This is a genomic window from Clostridium sp. UBA6640 (assembly GCF_002455975.1).
In the GTDB taxonomy this organism is placed as follows: Bacteria; Bacillota; Clostridia; order Clostridiales; family Clostridiaceae; genus Clostridium_J.
In genome coordinates this window covers 15,282-36,465 of the sequence record NZ_DKLM01000104.1, presented here as the reverse complement: position 1 = coordinate 36,465, position 21,184 = coordinate 15,282, and the positions used below count along the sequence as shown (strand labels likewise).

Genomic DNA, 21,184 nt, shown 5'->3' with positions numbered 1-21,184 from the left:
TTAATAGAAACTGTTAATTAAATCTAAAATTTATCATAAATGTAATATAAATTAAAATATATAAGAAGGGATTAACAATCTAATTTTAACTTTTTATAGCTAGTTTTATAAAGTTAACAAAGCGTGCTTTAGATGAAAGTAATAATATATTGTATACCAAGAATCCATAAGACAATATATTTTTTCATAATTAGATGGAGTGTTAAAAGAAGTTATAAAATCTTTTACAATATCAATTTTAGATTTAAAATTCTTATTTAGATCATTGCAAAGTTCCTTATTGTAATAAAGTTAATATTAAAAAAGGATTGATTTATCATTTACGACAAAATTCGAAGGAACTACATAGTGTGATCAGACATTTTGTTGTCAATATGGGAATAGTTATAAAATAGTCCTTGCATTTTCTTTGCTGATTTCTTGGAATTTACAGTATCATCTATTACCAAAAATCCTACGGATTTAGGTTTAGTATTATGTTCAAGAAAAAAATTAAAATAACTAATCGTATTGCTATTTATAAGACTATTATCCCACTTAGATTGGTTTAAGAATCTATAGATACAACTTTTATCTTTTGCAAATACCACACTTTTTGCAATTTTAGATAAAGTTTTAGTGCTGGGAAGATTTATTAATCCATTTATAATATTGAAAAAATGATTAAATTGTAGTTTAGACATTTCATAGTTTACATCATTTAAATAGTTGTAAAGTTCGTTATTAATGAATACAAATAAATACTTGGCATACTAATTACCTCCCGTGTGTGTATTTGTGTGGTAACTTTTATATAACAGGGTGAGCAAAAGTATGCCATATTTATTTTTTGGTAACATTACCAATTTAGATTTTTATTTTACAGAAGTAAATGCATAATTACAGCTCGAAGAGCCCTGCGAGAATATTTACTAGTGTGTTCTTGCTCTAATTTAATTAAACTTTCTAAAGTATACTTGTGTAATGTAGTTATTTTAGTTTGTTTTCTTCCCATAATAACTTATCCTTGGCGTTTTATTATAGTTATTATTAGGACAATTTATATTTTTTGTACATTAAATTTGGAACTAGTATATTTATATATAGAAATTAAAAAAGAAGTGAATCTAACTAGAGAAACACTTTCTGTTTTACCTTCAAATAAAATTGAAGATTTTGAGGCTAAATATAATAAAATACTTAAAGAAGGTTTTAATGAAGATTATTCTAAAAATATTGAATTGTATTCTCAAAAAAAGGTAAAAAAAAGTGTGAATCTTAATTTATTCAATAGATTAAGTGGCTATAAGGAACAGATACATGCCTTTATGTATGACTTTGATATATCTTTTGATAATAATTTAGCGAAAGGTAATTTACGTATGGCTAAAGTTAAGTAAAGAATTTTTGGAACCTTTAGAAGCTTCATAGGGCAAATGCTTTTACAAGAATTCGATGATATGTATTGCTGTAAGAAATCAAGATCACAACGCTTTAATAGGTGTAATCACCTATTATTTGTGTTGCATTAAATAGAAAAATTCTAACTGTAATTGTAAAATTAACAGTTGGGATTTTTTTATTTAACCAACCATACAAAAAAAAGAATTTAATCAAATAATATTTAAATATGTAATATTAAGTAATATAATGAATATATGTAGCTGAATAGTTACGTAAATTTATACTATGTAATTTTAAAAGGTAAATTATTATATTTAAATATGATAAAACTTTAAGTTTTAAAGCGTTTATCATATATTTTTCTCTATAACAATTTGTTTTTTGAAGTGTTCATATTCATAATTATTTTACAAAATTTATAATAAATTCAAAAAAGTGTTTTCAAATTAGTTATTATATGATATAGTAGTTTTATGGTTTATTTATCCTATTATAGATAATATTGTATATTACAATCGATTTGCGCTGTGTAATTTACCATATTTAAATATGATTAAACTTTAAGTTTTGAAGTGTTTATTATATATTTTTTGTACGAAGTTTGAGGATTAGTCCTTATTTCATAGGGCTAGGCTAACTTTTTATAAATAAATTGAATTATGCAATTTATTTATAAAAATTAAGTCTAAAGCATTACTATTGTATATATTTGTGCTTTATCAACAAGGCAAAATCTGTAAAGTATGCACGAAAGTTGTAGGACAATAGGCATTGGATTTAATATAAGTTAATAACAATTTAATTGGAGGGTTTGTAAATGGAGTACATATGTCATGACTTATTTATGATTAGAACACCAGCCTTGCCTGTTAAGATTTCAAGGGAATTGGTTAATATTGATAATTATAATGAGATTTTCGATTACGTCCTAAAGAATAATTTAGAAGGATATTTTAAGGAGGCTTTACAGGTATCAAGTTATTCACTGTATGAAGCACTTCAGAGAAGGAACAATGATAGCAAAAAAGATAAAGGCATTTATATGAGTTTATATAAATACCTTCAAAGGGCATCTTCGAGGACAACCCCTTATGGATTACTTGCAAACGTTTGTATAGGGAGTTTTGCTGATTCAGATAAATCTATTGTTAATTTAGATAAAACAAAAAAATCAATAAAAGTTGATAATTTTTGGGCATTCAATTTGATAAAAGATATTGAGAAAGATTTTGAAGTATTAAAAAACTTATCTCTGATATGGAATAGCAGTTGTTATATTTCGGACTGCAGAGTTAGAAACCCACATTTTTCTGACTATGGAACAGGTGAAGGTAATTCACTGAAAAAAAATTCCAGTATAAGATATACAAACTTAATTTCTATACTTAGAGATAACACCCAAGAATTTGTTAACTATATGGATATTGTACATATAGTACGACATCATTATCCTAATGTAGATGAAGAAAGAATATGCAATACAATAAATACATTAATTGAGCAGGAATATCTATTTACTGATTTGAGAGTTCCTGCATATTGTGAAGATGTGTTAGAGCATATACTTCAAATATTCGATAAATACAATGTATTATCAGAGTTAAAGTATAAGTTAGAAAAAATAGAAAATGATTTTAAAAAATATGAGTCACCTGATAAAGGTGATAAAGAACAATTGCTAAATCAAATATTAGAACAAATGAAAACGATTAAAACAGCTTCTAATTACATAGAAGTAAACTCAGGAAGTCGACTAGATAAACCATTTTTAAGTAAAGAAGTTAAATTAAAACTTGAAAAATTTATAAGTTTTATTGCTAATATTGGAGTGGAAACAGAAGTGTATACTCCTTTAGCCGAATTCAGAAAACAGTTTCAAGAAGAATATGGAACCAATATAGAAGTTCCTTTGACGGAGATCATAGATCCTTGTGGATTTGATGGGTTAAGGTATTATGAAGACACATATCGCAGTACTAGTGTTAGAGAGGACAAAATTAAAGATATTTTTGAGATAAAGGTACAAGAGGCATTAATTAATAGAGAAAAGAAGGCTATTTTAACAAAAGAAGACTTTATAGGTATATGTGATGAAAAGATCAGTGACCTAAGATTTCAAAACTCATTTGATATGAATTTTATAATTACTAAAGGTGATAAAGGTATGCATTTGACAATAGGCCCTAACTTTGGTTCAACATCAGCAGGAAAAACATTTCAACGATTTTATGGTGTTTTTGATGAAGATGAGTTTGAAAAATATAATACTATTTATGATAAGTTGGATAAGGAAGAAGAATGTTTGTATGTTGAGTTACGTGAGATGCCTAATTATGGGAGATGCTCCAATGTTATAAATTGGAATAAAAATTATAAGTATTTCTTGACATTAGGCTTGCCAGGAACAATTGAGAGAGAATCAGAGGTTTTTTTGTCTGATTTGGCAGTAGGTATAGATAGTAAGGATAATCTATATTTGAAATCAATCTCAAGGAATAAAATTTGTAAAATGGTTACAAATAATATGCTTAATCCAATGATAAATAGTAAAGTATTTAATTTGTTACTAGATATATCATCCAGTTACGATGAAATAAAGATAGTAGATAGAATGGATAACTTTCTTAAAAATGAATATATCTACTCTCCTGAAATAATAATTGAAGATGTCACTGTTGCACCTGCAAAATGGAAATTTACAGAAGCAAATTTGAAAATAGAATCTCTTCAAAAATTTAAAAAAAGTTTTGATTTTTGCAGTAAAAGATATGGCGTGGATGAATATTTTTACATGTGCAATGGGGATCAAAGACTATTATTGCATAGAACTGACGAAATTGCATTGGAAATCTTATATCAGGAATTTAAAGAAAAAAAATATTTAAAATTATGTAGTATAGAGAAAGATTTATTCAATAGCAATATGGGTTTAAATACAAAACAGGAAGCTTATGTATCGGAATTCGTATTCTCCTTTTATGTAAAGGAAAACAAAAATCTTCAAATTGAAAGTAGTAATATTTTACTTCAAAATGAAAATCGTATAATACATCCTTTTCAAGAAGGGTGGGTATATTTGAAAATTTATTGCAATAAAGAGATGGAAAATGATTTCTTAGTTCAGTTTTTTGATAATAAGGAGTCTTTGAAAATTAACAAATTTTTCTTTTTGAGATATGCTGATGAAATGGGAAAGCATATTAGATTGCGAATAAAATATTCTGATCAGAAAGAGGCAGTGAAATTATATTCAGTATTGAACCAGTGGCTATGTGATATGAGAGATTGTGGCATTTTGAAGCTCTGGTCAATAAACGAATATAGACGCGAAAACAATCGTTATGGTGGTGCTGATATTATATCAGAAATAGAAAACTTGTTTTTTCAGGATAGTGAGTATGTGATTAACTTTATTAAAAGCAGGAATGTACAGAATGAAGAGGAGCTTGAAACTGTATATTTTGAGGCTTTGAGTAAGTTACTATGCAATCTTACTTTGGATAAGAAAAAGATGTTGGAAATATTGGACAAGGTAGTAGAACAGAAAAATTATAGAAAAGAGTACAGCAAAAAAAGAAAGGAATATATGAAATGGTTTGAAGAAATTTTAGTTTCTGAATTTATGGAAGATAGTAGAACGAATGCAGTGAAAAATATATCAGACTTAATATTTAATCCAAAGAGAAAGCTAACTAATAGTGCTGATGATATTATTCTCTCAATAATGCATATGTGTTGTAACAGGCTGTCAGGTGATAGGACTGTAGAAACAAAGATGCATAGTATGTTAAGGCATACCTTGTATGATGTAATAAAGAAGGAAAAATATTATTAATAAATTCTAATTATTTTTAACTATAACCATGAGACAGAAGAAAAGGGGGAAAAAATGGCAAATTATAATGATTTTGATTTAGATTTAAAAATGACAAGCGAAAATAGAGCACAAAGTATACCACCCACTACAGTAGAGATAATAAAATCGGCAGTAAACTGTTGGGTTAAAATATCTAACTATTTGAACTGCACTAATGGCAGGGAATGCGCAATGCCAACGAAAGATAGACCAGCTGCATCTTGTCATAAGAAAATGGCTGGAGCTGTCCAAGCAAGATGCTAAAAGAAATAATAAGTAGTTATTACTGAAATACAAAAATAAGAAACCTGCCTTATGTTTATGCTTAACATTATTTATAAATTTTAATTATTTTTAAGCATAACATGAGACAGAAGAAAAGGGGTTTAAAAATGGCAAATTATAATGATTTTGATTTGGATTTAAAAATGGTAAGCGAAAATAGAGCACAAAGTGCGGATTTAACAGGCTATACAGTAGATATAATAAAATCAGTATTAACATGTACTGTTAAAATATCTAACTATTTGAACTGTACTAATGGCAGGGAATGCGCAANNCTGGAGCTGTCCAAGCAAGATGTTAAAAGAAATAATAAGTAGTTATTATTAAAATATAGAAATAAGAATCTGCCTCATGGTTATGCTCAACATTATTTATGAATTTTAATTATTTTTAAGCATAACATGAGACAGAAGAAAAGGGGGATAAAAATAGCAAATTATAATGATTTTGATTTGGATTTAAAAATGGCAAGCGAAAATGGAGCAAAAAGTGCGGATTTAACAGGCATAACAATATCAACGAAATGTCCTATTAATGTATCACAGGCTTTCAAATGTACTATTGGTAGTGTATGCGCAATGCCAACGAAAGATAGACCAGCTGCATCTTGTCATAAGAGAATGGCTGGAGCTGTTCAAGCAAGATGCTAAAAGAAAGAATAAGTAGTTATTATTAAAATATAGAAATAAGAATCTGTCTCATGATTATAGTTAAAAATAAAATTTGACAATACTAAAAACGTAGGTGGAAAGTATGAAAAAAAGAGAAGTTAAAATAACTGTATTTAGTAAAAAAATAATAATTAGTTTTATACTTTTACTTATAGTTATGGTTCTAACATTTATATCTTGTACTAATTCAGATAGAACTGAAGAAAAGGATCTTAAAAGATGCCAAGATACAGAGTTTGCATCAGATAGCAGAATTAGAATAGAAAAATTAAGTGAAGTCCAACAGAAGAATTTGCATACTTTAGCAAAGGTCTGGGGATTTGCTAAGTATCGTCATCCAGACATTACAGCGGGAAATATTAATTGGGATGCAGAATTATTTAGAGTTATGCAAAAGGTACTTGAGGCAACCACCAAGGAAGAAGCTGGAGATATCATGGCTATATGGTTAAACCAGTTTCCCTTTGAGGTTAATACACTTAGTAAAGAACAGGAAGTTCTATATCATCAAGTAGAAGAGAAGGCATACTTAGATGTAGGATTTTCATGGATAAAGAATAGACAAGTTCTTGGAAATAACCTTGCTGACTATCTTGAAAATTTATCAGGGGTAAAAGTAACTGATAATGATAATGGATATGCTGTTTTTGAAAGAGGGGATATTGTTAATGTATCCTCAGATTCTCTTATGGGGAATTCTATTAAGTATGAAGACACAGGAATGAGATTGCTTGGATTGTTTCGTTATTGGAATATTATAGAATATTTTTATCCATATAAAAATCTCATGGATGAAGATTGGGATCAAGTACTTTATGATAAGATTCCTGAGTTGGCACTTCAAAAAGATAAGGAGTCATATGTATTATCTATTGCAAATCTTACCACATATATTCATGACTCTCATGGATTTCTTTATGATAACTTTAAGGTGCTACAACAACACTTTGGAACATACAAACCCAATGCATCAATATTTAATATAGATGGTCAGATTGTCATTGCTGGCATGGAAGATAAGTCACCTTTAAAGTTAGGAGATATTGTGGTAGCTATTAATGGAACCACTATTGAAAAAAGAATAGAGGAGTGTAACAAATATATATCAGTATCAGATAAAAATCATTTTACAAATGCTTTTGAAGATTACCTTTTGTGTTCCACAAAGGAAATAGCTGAAATAGAGGTAATAAGAAATGGTGAAAAATTAAGCTTAGATGTTCCATGTTATTATAATAATAATAATCGTGATGTAAAAAAACTGGGTAAAGATAAGAAAAATGGTTTCATGGAAGACAAAAAAATAGGTTATATTAATGCAACTACACTTAAGAGTGGAGATGTGGACAAATTAATGAAAAAATTTGAAGACACAGAAGGGGTGATTATTGATGTGCGAGGAAGTTATGGAAAAATGGATAATTACTCATTATTTTCCAATAACATTATAGGAGAATATATAAAACCTGAAATTTCTGAATACCAACAATTTTATTCAAGTAATAGTTTTGAACCAGGGAAATTTTTCAAATCAACCATTAATAGTTCAGGAAGAGGATTCATAGAGAAACAATTGGACAAAGGTTTAGATTCAATTACATTTAGCAAAATATTTGATAACGGCATTATTAGAACCTCATTAGGTAAAGTAAAAAATAGATATCAGTATAATGGTAAGGTAATCATACTGATGAATGAATGTACGCAAAGCGTCTTGGAAACAATGGTTATGTCTTTTATGGATGCACCAAATGCAATGGTAATAGGAACTCCTTCTGCAGGAGCTAATGGAAATGCTATAGAAATTACACTTCCGGGGTGTATAAAGACATCTATATCAGGGCTAGCAGTAACATATATAGATGGAAGTCAGACACAAAGAATAGGTCTTAAACCTGACATAACTGTAAAACAAACTGTGAAAGGAACTGCAGAGGGTAGGGATGAGGTTATAGAAAAAGCAATAGAGTTAATTACTAAACCAGAGAGTAAATAGCAATACTACAAAATAAGTAAGGACAGGTGAAATAACATTATGGTAAATGAGGGGATATACCAGAAATTACAAAATTATATAGATCGTACTTTAGATTGCATAAAATCGGATTATGAAAAAAATGAAATTAAATATATATACTATGCAGACATATTACATTTATCAGCTATTGCATATAAAACAGATGAACATAAGGATAAATGGGAAGAAATAGGGTATCAGATGTGTTGTAAGATAAAAGATTTTATTGAAAATTATCACACTTACAAGAATAATGTTTCTATTTTAGCAGGATTCGGATATATGTGTTATGCTGTGGAATTGTACTCCCAAAATACGGGGAGGTTAAAAAGATTTTCTAAAAGTATGCATACTCTTTTAATGAAAGAAACAAAATCCATAGCAAAAACATCTCAAAAAAATTATGAACATACTGAAATGAGTAATTATGATTGTGTATCAGGCGTTTCAGGAGTGTTATATTATTTGCTTGATTATAGAGATGATGATGAACTATATAAAGAAACAATAGAAGAGGCTATAAAATATTTAGTGAAGCTGGCAAGTACACATAACTATAAGGATGAGATGATTTACAACTTTCATATTCAATCTCAACAACAATTTAATGATGAAGAGAAAGTTTTATATCCAAATGGGAACTTTAATTTTGGTATGGCACATGGTGTGATTGCACCTTTAGTAGCGTTATCGAAAGCATATAGCTATGGTTATAAAAATGAAAATTTGAAAACTGCTATAAATACTATATTAAAATTTTATAATGATTTTAGAGTTATTAAAAATGGAATTTCATATTGGCCGGGACAATTGTCTTTTGAAGAATATAAAAATAACAAGGTTGAAGACGATAGTATCCATTATGCTTGTAGTTGGTGTTATGGTAATATTGGCATATTACGTGGATTAATGTTAACAGCACAGAATATGGAATTAAAAGATCTAAGTGAGTTTTATAAAAGTGAACTAATAAAAGTATTAGAACTTCCACTAGAACAATTTTATGTAGTAAGTCCGGCTCTTTGTCATGGGTATAGTAGTGTATTAGCAGCTAAGATTTGTTTGATGAATGAGAGTAGTGGGCAGAGCATGGAATATGGAATTGATAAGATTATTGATAAGATTATTTCATTAAGTGAGTATAATACGGATCAAGTTCATAAAGATATGTCTTTGATAGAGAATAAAGAGGGAAGATTAGAAGGTTGTATAGGTGAGTATTCCTTACTAAGTGGAGTTACAGGTATTATACTTGTTTTTTTAGATCTGTTATATGGCGTAAATAATTATAAAAAAATACTGATGCTAATTTAAAATTTATGGAGATGTTAATGAAAAAGAAATTTAATATTAATTACATAAAAACTTTAACTAAGATAACTAGGATTATTTATGATGTGGACAAGCGATATATTTATAGTGTAATGAGCATAGTTATTGTCACTAGTTTGATTCCAGCGGCCTCATTAAAAATAATGCAGGAAATTATAAATATGATACAAACCAGTATACAAGATCTAAAAGAAATTTTTATATTGATTATTGCATATTTGAGTTTGGGTTTAATTGAAACCATAATACAAACGGTTTGGGGATATTATAAATCTAAGTTTGCTTTTAATTTTAATCTGATTATAAAGAGAGGGATTTTACAAAAATCTTCAAGGTTACAGCTTCAAGATTTTGAAAAAAGTGAGCTTTACAATATGATTCAAAGAGCTGAACAACAAGGTGAGGGTGGATTACTCTCTTATTTTGATAAAGCTTTAAATGTTATAGGTATGTTGATTACTAGCATTTCTTATTTTATAATTGTTTTAAGTTTTAAAAGTTGGATTGTGCCATTGCTTATTATCATTCCAATAATAAGATTTATGATAAGTAATAAGATTAATAAAGACGAATTTAATATGGTAAAAAAACGCACAGATGATGAAAGGAAAGCGTGGTATTATAGTTATGTTATTACTTGTGGAATTAATTACAAGGAATTAAAACTTTATGATTTATTTTCACATTTTATAGAAAAGTTTAATAAATTGGAACGAAAATTCATTAAACAAGATTTAGGGATTTTACAAAAAAGATTGAAATATTTAATCATTTTTAATATATTTGAACAATTGTTGATAGGAGGACTTTTCTCATATACCATATACTGCGGGTATATCGGAGTAATTTTGATTGGAGATGTGATAACTTATACGAGAGCAATGATTTCAGCTAAGAGTGAAATTCAAAGTGTAATTATGTCTTTTTCAGAGTTAAATAAATCTAGCATGTTTATTGAACAGCTGTTTGATTTTATGGGACTAGAAGAAAAAAATATAAGTGGAACTATTAAAATTGATCATATCGAGTCCATAACTATAAGTCACTTATCATATAAATACCATGAAAGTGATAGATATGCTTTAATTGATGTGAATTTAAGCATAAAAAGAGGTGATTTTATTGCAATTGTTGGGCGCAATGGAAGTGGAAAAAGCACTCTTATGAAGATACTCATGGGATATTATGATGAATATGAAGGAGAAATTTTTATTAATAATATTAATCTTAGAGATATAGAAAAAGATAGTTACTTGAAAAACATTGGAGCCCTTTTTCAGGATTTTACTAAATATGAAGGAACTATAAGGGAAAATGTTTCTTATAGTGACTTAAACATGATAAATGAAGATAAAAAAATTTATGATGTATGCAGGCAATTTGAACTTGAAAAATTAGTTGGAGAACAGGAAAAGGGTATTGACACACAACTTGGATTTTGGTTTGAGTCTGGAAAACAGATTTCATTTGGACAATGGCAGAAGGTAGCACTTTCCAGAACTTTTATGAGAAATGCAGAGTTATATTTTTTAGATGAGCCTAATGCAGCTTTAGACTCTATTTCTGAATTCGAAATGGCTCAGCTATATAAAAAGGTGTTCAAAGATAAGATTGGTTTTGTAATAACACATAAGTTCAACAATTTTATAAATAATGCTAATAAAATTATAGTTCTTAAGGATGGCAGGATTGTTGGTGATGGTAACCATGAATCTCTGCTAACAATTTCTGAAGAATATGAGCAGTTATACAAGCTACAAATTTAAAAAGTAATATAGAAAATGAATACTATTCTTAAACTTTGCTCAACAAAAATATTTACTGCAAACCTTTGTATATAAAGGTTTGCAGTAAATTAATTATACTAGTAGATGATACTTGATCTACTGCCAGATATAGAAAAAAAGTTTCAATTAATTTAATAAATTATTTTTTTAATGAAAGAGTTTTTTATGATATTTTCATAAATTTCAAATTGATTTTGAAATCTGTAAGATTAAACTCTTAAATAAAAAACTAGCAAATTATAAAATGTACCCTATAGGATGGACACTATAAAAAAGTCTATCCTATAGGGTACTTTTATGTATAATTAAATAAAGAATAACTGATATTAGGAGAACTGTAATGAGTAAAAAAATATTTACTGAAAATGAAATAGCAATATTATCTGAAAATAAATTTGTAAAAAATGTTAGTAGTAAAGGAATTACATATACTGATGAATTTAAAAGATTATTTATTGCGGAAAATGAAAATGAAAAATTTCCACGACAAATATTCGAAGAATGTGGATTTAATATAGATATTTTAGGTTTAAATCGCGTTCAGTCATGTGGTAAAAGATGGCGTGCAGCATTTCGGAGAAATGGAGTAACTCAACTTCAGGATACTAGAAAATTCAATACTGGAAGACGTACCGAAAAAAATTTATCTATTGAAGAAAAGTATGAAAAACTTCAAGCTAAAATAAAACTCTTAGAAGCGGAAAATGAACTACTAAAAAAGTTAGAAATGTTGGAAAGGAGCGTGAAAAAGAAAAAGTGAAATTGCTAACGCAACAAAAATATATCCTTATAAAATCAGTTATAGATAAATATAAACTTAAAAATTTGGTTAGTTGCTTATGTAAATTATCTAATATTTCACGTTCAGGGTATTATAATTACTTTTCTATAAAATCTCATACTAATCGTATGTCACGCGAAGAGCGTGATTTAGAAAGCTATAATAATATATTAATTGCATACAACTTCAAAAAGTGTAAAAAGGGTGCTAGACAAATTAAAATGACTTTAGAAAATCAATTTAATATTAATTACAATCTAAAGCGTATTGGAAGAATAATGAATAAATATGATATTATATGTCCACATAGAAAAGCTAATCCTTATAGAAGAATGATGAAGGCTACCAAGGAACATTCAATCTTGCCGAATTTATTAAATAGAGAATTCAAACAAGAAGCACCTGGAAAGGTATTACTTACTGATATAACATATCTATTTTATAAAAATGGTCGGAAGGCTTATTTGTCGACCGTTCTGGATGCATCTACTAATGAAGTGCTAGCCTATAACTTATCTAAAAGCTTAAAAATAGATATTGTAACAGATACTATTGAAAACCTAATATCCTCAAACAAGTTTTTAATTTCGTCAGATACATTTATTCATTCAGATCAAGGGGTTCATTATACTAGCCCTATATTTCAAAAGATATTAAAGAACTATAATATAGGACAATCAATGTCTAGGAGAGGCAACTGTTGGGATAATGCTCCGCAGGAATCATTCTTTGGACATTTTAAGGATGAAACAAATATTAAAAATTGTAATACATTTGAAGAGCTTTTAAAAGAAGTCAGCAACTATATGGATTATTATAATAATTATCGAGGTCAATGGAATCTAAAAAAGATGACTCCCGTAAAATATAGGAATCATCTTCTTAGTACTGCTTAGACTTTTTTTAAACTGTCCTTGACAAAGGATACATTTTATTACTTGCTAGTTTTTTATTTTTAAATTCATACTTTCTTTATATAGTTGAAATTTAAAAAATATATAACTTTAGAAGTTAATTTTAAAGCTTGAACAATAACTATGAATTAAAAATTTCCGTATAGTATATAAGGAATCAATAAATAAAAAATTGGTCAACATAATAGTCGATTTTATACTACACTAGATTATTGAAAAATATTCATTTATTTGGGATAAAATATTCTATTATTTTTGACTAATTATCTTATTTGAGAAACCTAAATAAATTGTAGAAGGTGAATTTTATGAGAAATCCTATAAGAAATTTTTTAAGTATTTTTTTAGCTATATTTATTAGCTTATTTGCATTCATTGGTTGTGCTGCTGATAAAAAATCAGAAGCAGTAAAAGAGAATTTTCAATTGGAAAGTTCAGCCGAAGACTATGCAATAAACGATGGTGAGCAAAATAGCAAGGTAATGGAAGACAGCAAAGCAAGAGAAAATAAAGTGGAGGAAAATAAACTTATTAATTCTTCATCTAAAAAAATAATAAGAAATGTAGATATTACATTACAAACTACTGAATTTGAAAAATCTATTGAAGCAATTAATAAAAGCATAGATGAATTTAAAGGATTTATGCAGAGCTCTTATATGAATGGTAATGGTATAGACAATAAAGGGAATACCTATAATAGAAACGGCAATATAACAGCAAGAATTCCAAGTAAAGATTTAGAAGGGTACCTTATTAAATTAAGATCTATAGCTCATGTAACTCAAGAAGGACAACATGGGGAAGACGTAACTTTGACATATGTTGATAACGAAGCTAGACTTAAGGTTTTAAAAGTAAAAGAAGAAAGATTGTTAGAAATCCTTAAAGAAAGTAAGAATGTCACTGATATAATTGCAGTAGAGTCAGAACTTTCTAAAGTTAGATATGATATTGAATCAGTAGAGGGATATTTAAAAAATTTAAATAATTTAATAGAATATTCAACAGTATATATCAATATTGATGAAGTTGAACAAATTAAAAATGAAATTGATGTAAAGGGAAGTATATTTGAAAAAATGACTAATTCTTTTATAAATTCTATAAAAGATGTTGGACATTTAATGAAAAATTCTATCATTTATATCGCTGCATCTATTCCATATATAGTTGTAATAGGATTAATAGTGTTCTTATTTAGATTTATAATAAAAAGATTTAATATAAAAGATAAGTTTATTAAGCCATTCTCAAAAAAATAGGTAGTTATCTAGATTTCGTACAAATATAAGATTTTATATTTGTACGAAATTTTTAGATGATATAATTCTGTTCCATACAAAACTATAGATTTAAAGAAACTTATAAGATTATATATTTTTAATATTAACCATAAGAAAACATAAATACATAAAACTAAGTAGGCTTAAGTTAATATCTTTAACTTAAAAAGTCGTATAACTCCCTCTTTTATATATCTACATCACCCTATCATATATAGGGTTCCGTAATGTAAGTTCAACTTATACCTGATTTCAATCCTCACAACAAAAATTCTCATTTGTAGATTAAAATTTAAGAATTAAGGATGAATAATTATGGTTAAAACTCCACGGACAAAGCCTTTGGGGTTTTCTTAAAATCAATTTTATTAATTGTTTTCTCTAAATAGATTTTTTAATAAAAGTGACTTTGTCACTGGAATATGATGTTCATGAAAAAGAATATGCAAAGTAAACTTGACAAATGATGCAAAGTATACTATGCTAAAAATGCAAAGTAAACTAAGCTAAATGGTAGGAGTGTGATATATTGAAAAGCAGAATAAGAGAATTGCGAAAGAAAAATAAACTATCACAAGAAGAGTTGGCACTGGCGGTAGGAACTACTAGACAAACAATTACATCTATAGAAGTTGAAAAATATACTGCTTCTTTGGTACTTGCATATAAGATTGCACATTATTTTGGGCTAACAATTGAGGAAGTATTTGATTTTTCAGAAGTGGAGGAATTTTAAAATGGAAAGGTATAAGAAAACATTATTAACAAGAATTTATGCCATGACTTTCTTTGGTTTTGCAATTTTGGTTGGCTATATATTAAAAATGAGTGAACTATATGGTATGCAGAGTATGGGCACATTTAGTGAATTTTATCAAGGTTTTCAATTAGGAATTATTATATTTGTGGAAATCATATTTGTATATTTAATAACGCGATATATTATAACTTTACAAAAGCCGGAAGAATTAAAAAAGCTATATTATAGAGAAAATGACGAGCGAATAAGGACGATTCGGGAAAAGTCTGGTGGTCATATTATTTTTGTATGCGCAATTACAATATTGATTGCAGCTATTATAGCTGGATATTTTAACGAAATTATATTTTGGACTTTAGTAGTATGTAGTTTGTTTTTATTCATTACAAGAAAAGTATTAATAATATATTATTCTCAGAGATTGTAAGGAGGAAATGATATGAAAACAAGGATGAGAAGAGAGCTACAAATAGGGTGGATAGTATTTGTACTATATCTTATAATTAATTGTTTTTTTGCTGTACATGAACTAGTAATGGGAGTATTGGCGGGATTATCAATTAGTTTTCTTATTGTTGGCGCATTACCAGAGAAAGTATATCGTGGATTAAAGCGTTGGAAAAAATCCTTTGTAAAATAATACACTAAGCAGAGAAGAGCTAGGAATTATTAAGCATATTTTATTCATGGTAGAGGCGTATATTGAGGATCATATTATTAGAGATATAAAAGAGAGTAAAAAGTTGCTTCTGAAAGATTTTTTATGTGAAATCATGTTACTGTAAAGTTGGAAGGCGATTTAGCAGTAATAAAAACGTTATTTAGACTTTGGGGCAGTTATGGGGCCAAACAAGTGGAAAAGAAAATGGAGGTTTTGAAATAATAATCAAAGCTACCATTTTCTTTTTTTAATAGAATTGATGATATCATGGCATTTATAATTTTATTCTCTTCTTAGTTTTATAGATATTTTTATTTGTGTATTTACAAATGAAAAAATGTAATGTATACTGGTGTATATACACTAAGTAGATATGCTACTTTTACAGTTGAGAATTGAAATATTTAGCAATATTAACTTATACATTAATCTTTGAGGTAGTAAATCTATAAATGGGGGAGATTATTATGAAAATGAATATTAAAAAAATGGTAATATCAGCATTGTTGATGGCTATATCTATAATCATACCATTAGTCTTTGGTTCAACTTTGAGAGTATATATACCACCATTTTCTGCAACTTTGGCATCACATGTGCCGATGTTTTTATCTATGTTTTTAGGACCTTTTCATGCAGCAGTTGTTGGTATCGGATCTACAATTGGATTCTTATTTGCTTTTCCTGATCCAATAATTGCAGCTAGAGCAGCAATGCATATAATAGTAGGATTTGTAGGAGGAAAATTAATACTTAAAAATGTAAGTCTTACTAAGACTATTTTTATAACTGCACCATTGCATGGATTCTTAGAAGCTTTAGTTGTAATGCCTTTTGGTTTTGATTTACATAAAGCATTAATTGTAGTAGGTATTGGTGGAGTATTACATCATATTGTTGATGGTCTTATCACTTTGCCTTTAGTAGCATCTATAAATAAAGCTACAGGAAATTTACTTTCTAGTAATAATAAAAGAAAAGATATGGCAGCTTAATTTTAGATTTTTATCGCATTCAAATAAAAGATAAGAGTTCTATCAAAAAGTCGTGATTTTTAATCACGACTTTTATTATTTCTTTTTACCTTTATTATTTTTGCTGTCTGATTTCTTTTTACTACTTGACTTATCTGTAGATTTTTTTGATTTATTTCCCATAAAGTTCCTCCTTTTATTTATATTATATTATATTTAAATATGCTCAAAAAAATAACTATTAAGTGTTGTGGTATATTTTATTAATTCCCAATGTATAAGTCCATAATTGTGAACTTTGCATTGAACTATTTAATACTAGCTATATGATAATTTTTTAGGTGACTTATCTATATTAAGTCGTTCCATTTGTATATTGAAAAATATCTTGGATTTTTGTACTAGTTATTTTATTTTAGACACCTAATATTAATTAATAGTGAAATTGTTATAGTATTTCTGTATAATTATATAGAGTCAAGATAAAATTTGAGTTTATATAAAGAATTAAACTTCTATATAAAACAGATTTATGAAAATTAACTAAAAGGATGGAGTTCTATGAATTTAATAACTTTAGAAAATATATGTAAAAGCTATAGTGATAAGACGCTATTAGAAAATATAAAATTGACTATTACGGATGAAGATAAGATAGGGGTAATAGGTGTAAATGGAGCAGGAAAGTCTACTCTTTTAAAAATAATTGGAGGAATGGAGACTTCTGATAGTGGTGATATTATAAAAATGAATGGACTTAGAATAGAATATTTACCTCAAGAAGTTATCTATGAAGCAGAAGATACTGTACTGGAACAGATTTTTAAAGGATCTTCAGAAGTTATGAAAGTGCTAAGGGAATACGAAAGTATACTTCACAAACTTTCATTGGACGGTGAAAATACTACTCTTCAAAAAAGTTTAATCTCTCTTCAAAGTAAGATGGATGCTTTAAATGGATGGCAGCTAGAAAGTGAAGCAAAAAGAATATTAACAAAATTAGGTATAAATAATTTTAATGATAAGATGAAAGTTCTATCTGGAGGGCAAAGAAAAAGAGTAGCATTAGCTTCCTCTCTAATATCTCCCTGTGACTTATTAATTTTAGATGAGCCAACTAATCATATGGATAATAATATAATAGAATGGTTAGAGAATGAACTTAGAAATAGAAAATCTGCATTGCTCATGATTACTCATGATAGATATTTCCTAGATAGAGTAGCTAACAAAATAATTGAAATTGATAATGGGAACATTTATGCATATATGGGAAACTATTCAACTTTCATAGAAAAGAAGCTTGAAAGAGTTGAACTTATGCAAAGTTTAGAAAGAAAAAGACAAAACTTATATAGAAAAGAACTATCATGGGTAAAAAGGGGAGCTAAAGCTAGAAGTACTAAACAAAAAGCAAGATTGGAAAGATTTGAAGAAATTAAAAATAGTAAAATTGAAATAAATGATAATAAAATAGATATATCCACAGGCAGTAGTAGACTTGGCAAAAAAATAATTAATGTGGAGAATATTTATAAATCATTTGGAGAGATGCAATTAATTAGAGATTTTAGTTATATTGCAACAAAAGAAGATAGAATAGGAATAATAGGGCCAAACGGGGTAGGAAAGTCTACACTTTTAAACATATTAAGTGGTAGATTAGAAGTAGATGGTGGAGTAATTGAATTTGGTGAAACTGTAAAACTTGGTTATTTTACTCAAGAAAATGGTGAGATGAATGAAACTCTTAGAGTTATTGATTATATAAAGGAGATAGCAGAATTTATAACTACAAAGGATGGAATTACAATTTCTGCTTCTCAAATGCTAGAAAGATTTATGTTCGAAGGGGCAATGCAATATACCCCTATATCAAAGTTATCTGGTGGAGAAAAAAGAAGACTGTATTTACTTAGAATATTGATGGAGAGTCCTAATGTATTATTCTTAGATGAGCCTACTAATGATTTAGATATAGATACCCTTACTATATTAGAAGAGTATCTTGAAGAATTTAATGGTTCAGTAATTACTGTATCCCATGATAGATACTTTTTAGACAAAATTGCTAATAAAATTTTTACTTTTGAAGGTAATGGAAAAATATTAGAAATTACAGGTAATTATAGTGATTATAAGGAATATAGTGAACTTTACTTAGCTAATGAGAAAAAAGATGAAAATATAAATAAAACTAAAGAAATTAAAAATAAAGAATCTAAAAAAGAAAAACCATTAAAGTTTTCTTATAAAGAGATGAAAGAGTATGAAGAGATCGATGGAAAAATTGAAGAGAAAGAAAATGAATTAAATGAAGTTGAAGAAAATATAAGTAATGCAGGAAGCGATTTTGTATTACTTCAAGAATTACTAGGAAAGCAAAGTAGGATTGAAGAAGAGCTGGAATATTTAATGGAAAGATGGACTTATCTTAATGAGCTATCTGAAAAAATTAAGGAAAATAAAGAAAATAATATATAAGATATATGCTTTATTTTAATTTTTATAAATAAAACTTTTATCTATAGATTAAAAATTAAGGATAAAACTCCAAAGTCAAAGGCTTTGGAGTTTTTTATAATTGAATTTATCTTAAAAGTCATCGTCGTTAATTCTCAATTTCTAAAAAATAATAAATTAGTATGCTATCTTATTTGCTACTATACCGAGTTATTTTATTCCTACCTTTTAAACTTGTAAGTAAAATTAAAACTAAAAAACAAGTTTGTTTTACAAATTGTGTATAATATTTTTATAGTTTTACTATTATATTTAATACTACTATTTATAATATAATAAGTAGATAATAATATTAAAAGATATTTAATAAATATTTAATAATTTTGTAACATAGTGTATAATGTTCCTGTGATAAATTTTTAGAATATTTTCATAATAAGGGAGGAGAAAAATGAGTAACAAAAAAAAGAAAAAAGGTTTTCCGACGGCCTTTACAGTTACATTTATTGTATTAATTCTTGTTGCCGCATTGACTTACTTAATACCAGCTGGAAGCTATGCTAAATTAAAATTTGACACTGAAACTAATATGTTTACGATTACAAAGCCATCTGGTGAAATAGAAGAGCTTCCTGCTACACAAGAAGTATTAGATAAATTAAACATGAAAGTTGATGTATCTAAATTCACCAGTGGAAGTATTAGTAAGCCCATTGCTATACCTGATACCTATGAAAAAATAGAAAGCAATCCGCAAGGACCTTTCGAAATATTAACTGCACCAATCCAAGGGGTGTATGAATCAATTGATATTATAATGTTTGTATTTATTCTTGGAGGTATAATTGGAGTTGTTAATTATACAGGAGCTTTTGATGCTGGAATAGCTAGTTTATCAAAGGCAACAAAAGGTAAAGAAATGATGCTAATAGTTGTAGTAACTGTATTAATTGCAGTAGGCGGTACTACTTTTGGCTTAGCAGAGGAAACTATAGCATTTTATCCAATATTGATGCCAATATTTTTAGTTGCAGGATATGATGCATTAGTATGTATAGCTGCAATATATATGGGCTCATCATTAGGAACAATGTTTGCAACAGTGAACCCTTTTTCATCTGTTACAGCATCTAATGCTGCTGGTATAAGTTTTACTGAAGGTTTAGCAGTTAGAGGAATTGGTTTAGCATTATCATTAGTAATTTCTTTAATTTATATAATTCGTTATGCAAAGAAAGTTCAAATGGATTCTAAAAACTCATTAATTCATGCAGATAAACAACATATTGAAGATAAATTTTTAAGTAATTATGATCCTAACAACATTCCAAATTTTGATTTTAGAAGAAAGCTTATGTTGTTGATTTTCGCTTTAACTTTTGGGGTAATGATTTGGGGAGTATCATCAAAAGGCTGGTGGTTCACTGAAATGACTGCATTATTCCTAGCAGTAGCAATAGTAATAGGATTTATTTCAGGGATAGGAGAAAAAGCATTCGTTGATAAATTTGTTACTGGTGCTGGGGATCTTATAGGAGTTGTATTAATTATAGGTGTTGCTAGAGGAGTTAACATCATTATGGAAAATGGCTTAATTAGCGACTCTATATTATACTTCTCATCAGGAATAGTTGAAGGTATGAACTCTATGTTATTTATAGTTGTTATCTTAATACTATTTAGTTTATTAGGATTCTTTATATCATCGTCATCAGGTCTTGCAACTTTATCAATGCCTATTATGGCTCCATTAGCAGATGCAGTGGGTATATCAAGAGATGTTATTGTTAGTGCATATCAATATGGACAAGGTTTGATGTCATTTATTACTCCAACGGGATTGGTATTAGCTAGTTTAGAAATGGTTGACGTAACCTATGATAAATGGCTGAAATTTATTTTACCGCTAATGGCATTAATGGGTGGACTATCTATAGCGATGCTATTTGTTCAAGTAATTTTATAATATTTTTTATAAAGTGTAGAGTCTATCATTAAAAATTATTTTAATGAT

15 protein-coding genes are annotated in these 21,184 nt (G+C 27.8%); all 15 read left to right on the top strand.

Translation table 11 applies throughout. The features are described from left to right. Positions 1–1,061 precede the first annotated feature (1,061 nt). The 15 genes from B2W91_RS11355 (at position 1,062) to B2W91_RS11285 (ending at position 21,136) form a co-directional block, all read left to right on the top strand. Positions 1,062–1,379 carry a transposase gene (locus tag B2W91_RS11355; protein WP_291580916.1) on the top strand — a complete coding sequence of 106 codons (318 nt, stop codon included), beginning with the start codon at positions 1,062–1,064 and terminating at the stop codon, positions 1,377–1,379. 821 nt (positions 1,380–2,200) lie between these two features. After that, positions 2,201–5,218, top strand: a complete 3,018-nt coding sequence (locus tag B2W91_RS11350; protein WP_291580915.1) for a lantibiotic dehydratase — start codon at positions 2,201–2,203, stop codon at positions 5,216–5,218. A 54-nt stretch (positions 5,219–5,272) separates the two neighbouring features. Beyond that, on the top strand, positions 5,273–5,503 hold the full coding sequence (locus B2W91_RS11345; RefSeq protein ID WP_291580912.1) for a hypothetical protein: 231 nt from the start codon (positions 5,273–5,275) through the stop codon (positions 5,501–5,503). A 422-nt stretch (positions 5,504–5,925) separates the two neighbouring features. Further along, positions 5,926–6,174 carry a hypothetical protein gene (locus B2W91_RS11340; RefSeq protein WP_291580911.1) on the top strand — a complete coding sequence of 83 codons (249 nt, stop codon included), beginning with the start codon at positions 5,926–5,928 and terminating at the stop codon, positions 6,172–6,174. Positions 6,175–6,277: 103 nt separating this feature from the next. Beyond that, entirely contained in the window at positions 6,278–8,191 is a 1,914-nt protein-coding gene (locus B2W91_RS11335; protein ID WP_291580909.1) for a S41 family peptidase, read from the top strand. Positions 8,192–8,230: 39 nt separating this feature from the next. Beyond that, positions 8,231–9,526: a lanthionine synthetase LanC family protein gene (locus B2W91_RS11330; protein ID WP_291580908.1), complete on the top strand. Its 1,296-nt coding sequence runs from the start codon at positions 8,231–8,233 to the stop codon at positions 9,524–9,526. A gap of 17 nt (positions 9,527–9,543) precedes the next feature. Continuing rightward, positions 9,544–11,310 carry an ATP-binding cassette domain-containing protein gene (locus tag B2W91_RS11325; RefSeq protein WP_291580906.1) on the top strand — a complete coding sequence of 589 codons (1,767 nt, stop codon included), beginning with the start codon at positions 9,544–9,546 and terminating at the stop codon, positions 11,308–11,310. Between the two features lie 361 nt (positions 11,311–11,671). Next, a protein-coding gene (locus tag B2W91_RS11320; RefSeq protein ID WP_291580905.1) for an IS3 family transposase occupies positions 11,672–13,008 on the top strand; the annotation gives its coding sequence in 2 pieces (ribosomal slippage) (positions 11,672–12,044 and positions 12,044–13,008; 1,338 coding nt in all). A gap of 326 nt (positions 13,009–13,334) precedes the next feature. Continuing rightward, positions 13,335–14,291, top strand: a complete 957-nt coding sequence (locus B2W91_RS11315) for a DUF4349 domain-containing protein (RefSeq protein WP_291580904.1) — start codon at positions 13,335–13,337, stop codon at positions 14,289–14,291. Between the two features lie 550 nt (positions 14,292–14,841). Next, the gene (locus B2W91_RS11310) at positions 14,842–15,048 is read left to right on the top strand and encodes a helix-turn-helix transcriptional regulator (RefSeq protein ID WP_291580902.1); all 207 of its coding nucleotides are present in this window, start codon (positions 14,842–14,844) and stop codon (positions 15,046–15,048) included. 1 nt (position 15,049) lies between these two features. Next, positions 15,050–15,499, top strand: a complete 450-nt coding sequence (locus B2W91_RS11305; protein ID WP_291580900.1) for a hypothetical protein — start codon at positions 15,050–15,052, stop codon at positions 15,497–15,499. A 12-nt stretch (positions 15,500–15,511) separates the two neighbouring features. Next, positions 15,512–15,712, top strand: coding sequence for a hypothetical protein (locus B2W91_RS11300; RefSeq protein ID WP_291580899.1), 201 nt, complete (start codon positions 15,512–15,514; stop codon positions 15,710–15,712). Between the two features lie 488 nt (positions 15,713–16,200). Beyond that, positions 16,201–16,728 (top strand): ECF transporter S component, encoded by a 528-nt coding sequence (locus tag B2W91_RS11295; RefSeq protein WP_291580897.1) that lies wholly within the window; start codon positions 16,201–16,203, stop codon positions 16,726–16,728. 540 nt (positions 16,729–17,268) lie between these two features. Further along, positions 17,269–19,191 (top strand): ABC-F family ATP-binding cassette domain-containing protein, encoded by a 1,923-nt coding sequence (locus tag B2W91_RS11290; RefSeq protein WP_291580896.1) that lies wholly within the window; start codon positions 17,269–17,271, stop codon positions 19,189–19,191. Positions 19,192–19,621: 430 nt separating this feature from the next. Then, on the top strand, positions 19,622–21,136 hold the full coding sequence (locus tag B2W91_RS11285; RefSeq protein WP_291580895.1) for a YfcC family protein: 1,515 nt from the start codon (positions 19,622–19,624) through the stop codon (positions 21,134–21,136). The last annotated feature ends 48 nt before the right edge of the window (positions 21,137–21,184 follow it).

Coding starts and splice junctions, on each gene's coding strand:
- B2W91_RS11350 (WP_291580915.1), top strand. CDS start 2,201: ATGGAGTACATATGTCATGACTTATTTATGATTAGAACACCAGCCTTG.
- B2W91_RS11345 (WP_291580912.1), top strand. CDS start 5,273: ATGGCAAATTATAATGATTTTGATTTAGATTTAAAAATGACAAGCGAA.
- B2W91_RS11340 (WP_291580911.1), top strand. CDS start 5,926: ATGAGACAGAAGAAAAGGGGGATAAAAATAGCAAATTATAATGATTTT.
- B2W91_RS11335 (WP_291580909.1), top strand. CDS start 6,278: ATGAAAAAAAGAGAAGTTAAAATAACTGTATTTAGTAAAAAAATAATA.
- B2W91_RS11330 (WP_291580908.1), top strand. CDS start 8,231: ATGGTAAATGAGGGGATATACCAGAAATTACAAAATTATATAGATCGT.
- B2W91_RS11325 (WP_291580906.1), top strand. CDS start 9,544: ATGAAAAAGAAATTTAATATTAATTACATAAAAACTTTAACTAAGATA.
- B2W91_RS11315 (WP_291580904.1), top strand. CDS start 13,335: ATGAGAAATCCTATAAGAAATTTTTTAAGTATTTTTTTAGCTATATTT.
- B2W91_RS11305 (WP_291580900.1), top strand. CDS start 15,050: ATGGAAAGGTATAAGAAAACATTATTAACAAGAATTTATGCCATGACT.
- B2W91_RS11300 (WP_291580899.1), top strand. CDS start 15,512: ATGAAAACAAGGATGAGAAGAGAGCTACAAATAGGGTGGATAGTATTT.
- B2W91_RS11295 (WP_291580897.1), top strand. CDS start 16,201: ATGAAAATGAATATTAAAAAAATGGTAATATCAGCATTGTTGATGGCT.
- B2W91_RS11290 (WP_291580896.1), top strand. CDS start 17,269: ATGAATTTAATAACTTTAGAAAATATATGTAAAAGCTATAGTGATAAG.
- B2W91_RS11285 (WP_291580895.1), top strand. CDS start 19,622: ATGAGTAACAAAAAAAAGAAAAAAGGTTTTCCGACGGCCTTTACAGTT.